The sequence below is a fragment of the Moorena sp. SIO3I6 genome (genome assembly GCF_010672095.1).
Map to the genome: position 1 here is coordinate 1 of NZ_JAAHHU010000358.1, position 4416 is coordinate 4416.

At 39.1% G+C, this 4416-nt stretch carries 2 protein-coding genes and 1 pseudogene; all 3 read left to right on the forward strand.

Going from position 1 to position 4416, the window contains the following annotated elements:
• Positions 1–994: pseudogene (locus tag F6K49_RS35955) on the forward strand (hypothetical protein); the annotation flags it as partial.
• An 88-nt stretch (positions 995–1082) separates the two neighbouring features.
• Complete coding sequence (locus F6K49_RS35960; RefSeq protein WP_293104505.1) at positions 1083–1952, forward strand: hypothetical protein; 870 nt, start codon at positions 1083–1085, stop codon at positions 1950–1952.
• A gap of 129 nt (positions 1953–2081) precedes the next feature.
• Positions 2082–4373 (forward strand): dynamin family protein, encoded by a 2292-nt coding sequence (locus F6K49_RS35965; RefSeq protein ID WP_293104508.1) that lies wholly within the window; start codon positions 2082–2084, stop codon positions 4371–4373.
• Positions 4374–4416: the final 43 nt, after the last annotated feature.

Genomic DNA, 4416 nt, shown 5'->3' on the forward strand with positions numbered 1-4416 from the left:
AGATCAGATTATTGCCCGTATTATTGGCGAACTAAGAGAAAGCTCTTATCAAGAGCGTGCAGACAGCTTAGTGCCCCTTTATAGATGGCGAACAGCTATGACAGAAGGGGTCGAGGAAATATTGGAACCTGTAATTGAGTCTTTGGATAACGGCAAACTCCGCTTAGACAGTAAAACCCTTCAAGCTGCTAATCCGACCATGTTAAATCTTTTAGAAAGAACAATTGATGATTTAATTGACTTAGGGTATTCTCCTGCAGTAGCTGAGAACGGCCAGGAGATCGAAGCACGTACGGAGCAAGAAAAACGTAATCTTAGCAACCTCAATGATAAGTTGAATCAATTAGCTGATATCTTAAAGCTTTTGATCAATGAAGCAGTAAAAAAAATATTAGAGCGAGAAATGAGGAGAGTGCGTGATGCTTTAGAAACATTGTTGAATGCTTACTTATCTATTCTGGAAGAAGGAATGAGCACTATTGCTCCTAATATAGGGATTAGCTTTTCCAGGTCACAACTGGTAAAAATCGACATTGAACTTGAGCCAAGCTTTGAATTTAAAGCAGGATTTCTAATTATGGAAGGGACATGGTTAGACTATGTTGAAGTTCCGAAATATAAAAGAGACTGGTGGTCTCTCTGGATTTGGAAAAGAATAGCATACTATATCGAAACCAAAGAACGCTCTAGTGATAATGCTCAGTTACCAAAAACTGAAGACATCCTGAAAGGATGGCTACTGCAAAAAAATCAGGCAGAAGTAGAAATTTATCGTCAGGTTGCCGATTGGTTTATATCTCAAATCAATAGCTTTCTAACTGGAGTTGAATCTTCTCAAAAAGAAATTGTAGACCGTTATCAAGAGCGGCTCGACAAAGCTCACGATCAAGCTAAACTGTCTCATCAACAAGACTTATCGATCTGGAATCCCCTACAACTGGAAGCTAAAGAACTTGAGGATAATATTAAAAAAGCTGGAAAAGTGCTGAGGTAGTTTATCTTGATTTTGTAAGCTAATAAAGTAACCTGTTTAAGTTACTAATTTTCAGGATTAGGTTTAGCATAAAGAGTACGGCAATGACATGATTCAAGACTACCAAGACCCCCTAAAAATCTATCAAGAGAAGTTCAAGGAAATTTATGCGGCTATTAAAAATCGTGACCGGGGGTGTCTCTATGCAGCGATCCATTATCTAGACCCAGAGAATAGTGAAGATATTTGTCACTATTTTGGGATAGATAAAAATTCGACTCTCAACAATGACTTCAAGTTTTGTAAATCTTTCTTATTCAGTCCAATTAAGGATTTATCTATATTTCAAATTTCTTTACTAGAGGGAATCGCAAAAATGATAGAGGAAGCGGAGCGTCAAGCAGTGGAATTTGCTAATTTTTTTGCCCCAGTTAAAGATAATACCGAAATTTTGACAGGGATAATTATTGTAGCTTTCATACTTACTGCCTTATATATTGCAGTTAAACAATCAGAGCAAAGACGCAAATTAAATAAAACTAGAAATATAAGGGAGACTCAAGTAAAAGGTAGAGACCGATATTTAGATTACGCTCAACCTAGACTTACTGGCTTATCAAGAAAGCCTTCTGTTTTGTGCTTGGTTGTTCCTTCTTATCAATTCAGTGGATTGAATCCAGGTCTTCAGATTCCTTCAAGTCGTGTTAAAGAACTTATCTCCTCTGCATCTTATTTTTTGTGTGATGCTTCAGTCCAAGGTATTGACCAAAAAGTAAATCTTAATTTTAGTGGAAGTAGTATCAATTTTTCTAGTGAAGAATATGCTTATATCCAGCTTATAATTCCTGAAGGTGAAGATATGATTCGTCAGGAGACAAAATACAGTCTTAAGAAGAAGCTACCTGATGGTGATGCTAAAATCAATAAAATTGCTCGTCTTATTAACCTAGATGGTTTAGAAAATTTTATTTCTGCTTAAGTAATTATAGCATTTCTGTTTCCCATGATGTACCAAAGTATCCCCCTAAATCCTCATTTTTAAGGGGGACTTTGAGGTTGCTTACTGTACCTCATACATGCCATAAACGCTATAAAATAGATTGGAAAAATGGATTGGAAAACTGCTTCATCCTATTATGAAACTCGTTTAAGTGACGCCTTAACTGTGCTGCGCCACGCCGTTGATTTAGCCAGGCTTCCTCAAGCGGGAGTTCCTGCTCACCTCAAAGAGGTTCTGTTGGAAGAAGAAAAACCCGCTCGTCGTCAGCTTGAACGCTTGAAGAAGCGAGAATTTCGGATTGCTGTTGTCGGCTTGGAAAAGGCGGGAAAAAGTACATTTGTCAATGCCTGGTTAGATTGTGATTTACTACCAGCAAAAGCTGGACGTTGTACTTTTACAACGACACAAATTTATTCCGTTGAACAAGAGTCTCAGCAAAGGCTAGAAGTTGAGCCTAAAACCGAAGAACAATTTACTAGTCTGCTGCATGAACTGGAATCAGCTTCCAACAGTAATTCTAAGCATAGAGATGGAGCCAAACAAGATTTAGATACAATCCTAAAATATGAAAACACATTAAGACAAGTTCGTAGCGAAGGTCGGAAAACTATCCCATTTACTCGCCTAGAAGACATTAACAAAGACCTTAACAAGTATGTTGCTGATGAGCAATACGCCCATGCAGTATTAGAAGCTAGACTGTATACTAATAAACTCGTCCAAGCTGAAGGTATTGTTTTCTATGATGTACCTGGATTAGACTCAGGTTTAGCCAAGCATATAGACGAATCGAGAGAAATGCTGTCAGATTGTGATGCTGTCATTGTGGTGCAGCAATTTTCTAGTATTCGGGGTGCAGAACTTCAAATTGTTGAGTTTACTGAGCAGGGTGACAAGAATGTAAACGTTGGAGATAAACTGTTTGTTTTCTTGAGTAGGATTGATCAGTTTGCTAGTCCAGCAGCTCTTCAAGACCATCTGGATGTAGCATCAAAAGATTGGTATCGACGAGCACAATTACCTCCTCAGCGAATTGTCCATGGTTCAGCCGGAGCTTATTTAGTCTTAAATGGTTTGGCCAATCAACAAACCGTGGAATCAGTTGGCAGTCCTGAAGAAATTTTCACTAAGCTTAACTCTCTGACAGGTATCGAAGATGAGGAAGCCTTAAGACAGGAAGCGACTGGTATTCAGGAAATCAAGGCTCGCATTACTGACTATATTAATAATGAACGGGTTACTGTTTTAGAAAAACGTTGTGATGCTTTAATCACCACAATACTAACAACATCAAAAGAAATTTTTGATATCGTTAGTAAGCGATATCCAGATAATCCAGCCGAAGCCAAGCGATTACAAGAAAATCAACGTCGTATTGAGTTTTCCCAGTGGTGGGAAGAAAAGTGGAAAACCATTAAAGCAGACCTAAGCGACTATTATAATGATAATATTCGGAAGTCTACGGCAGAAGAGGAAGAATCGCTCACCTCAGATGTCGTAGAAAAATTTCGGTCTCGATATCTCCAGGATATTGAAACCAAAATTGAAGAAATCAAGACCGATAACGAACAAAGAAAACAGCGAATATTTAAAGAAACTCATTCTGGTGTATTTGATGCTAAAGTAACTGACTATAGCTGGCGTAAAGAACTTTCTGCTACCATTAGCACCCTCTTAGGAGATATTGCTCATAACCTTGCCCTAGAAATCAAGGAAGAAGCATTAAAGTTAGTTGACTATCTGACCACGTTACTCTGGAAAACTCAGGAATTAGAGCAGCGACTAATTGGTAATCCAGAGCAGTTTGTGGAAGTCTTAAGTCGAAGTTTGACGGCGTTATTTCTTCGTTTTTCCCGTCCGGTTGCCGACTCCTTAATTCCTGGACCTTTAGGGAGTGAAACTCGTAAGCGTATTGTCAAACGACTGGGAGCGGATATCGAACTAGTCGATAATTATTACAATGGGGAAGAAAAGGCTTTCAGCGTCCTAAGACGATATGTAAATCGTGGGTCAAAGTTGCTCTATGATCCCAAGCTTCGCCATGAGCTATTAGGTATTCGTGACGTCTCTGGGGATGTGCCACCAAAACCTACCAATTCAGCGGAGGAGGTGATCTTGGAAGTTGAAACGGATCTCAAAGCCTTTGAAACCTATTTGCGTTCGGCTATTTTTGAAGCCGCAGGGTTTGGGCAATTTTGCCGACAAGAACTCGATCAATTACGCGATCGCTTTATTCGGGATGAAGCCGTGTGGCGAGGAGTAGCCCAGAATGAATGGTTAGCAGAAAATCCCTTACTAATGGCTGAAATGCCAGAGGATTTAAAGGCTCACGAAGTCAATTTAGAAGTTAGCGATCGCTTACGCCAGTTATCTACTTCTTTGAAAAACATCAAGTTTTAGCAAAGGGAACTTTGAATGTAGAATGGAGAATGAAGAATGTAGA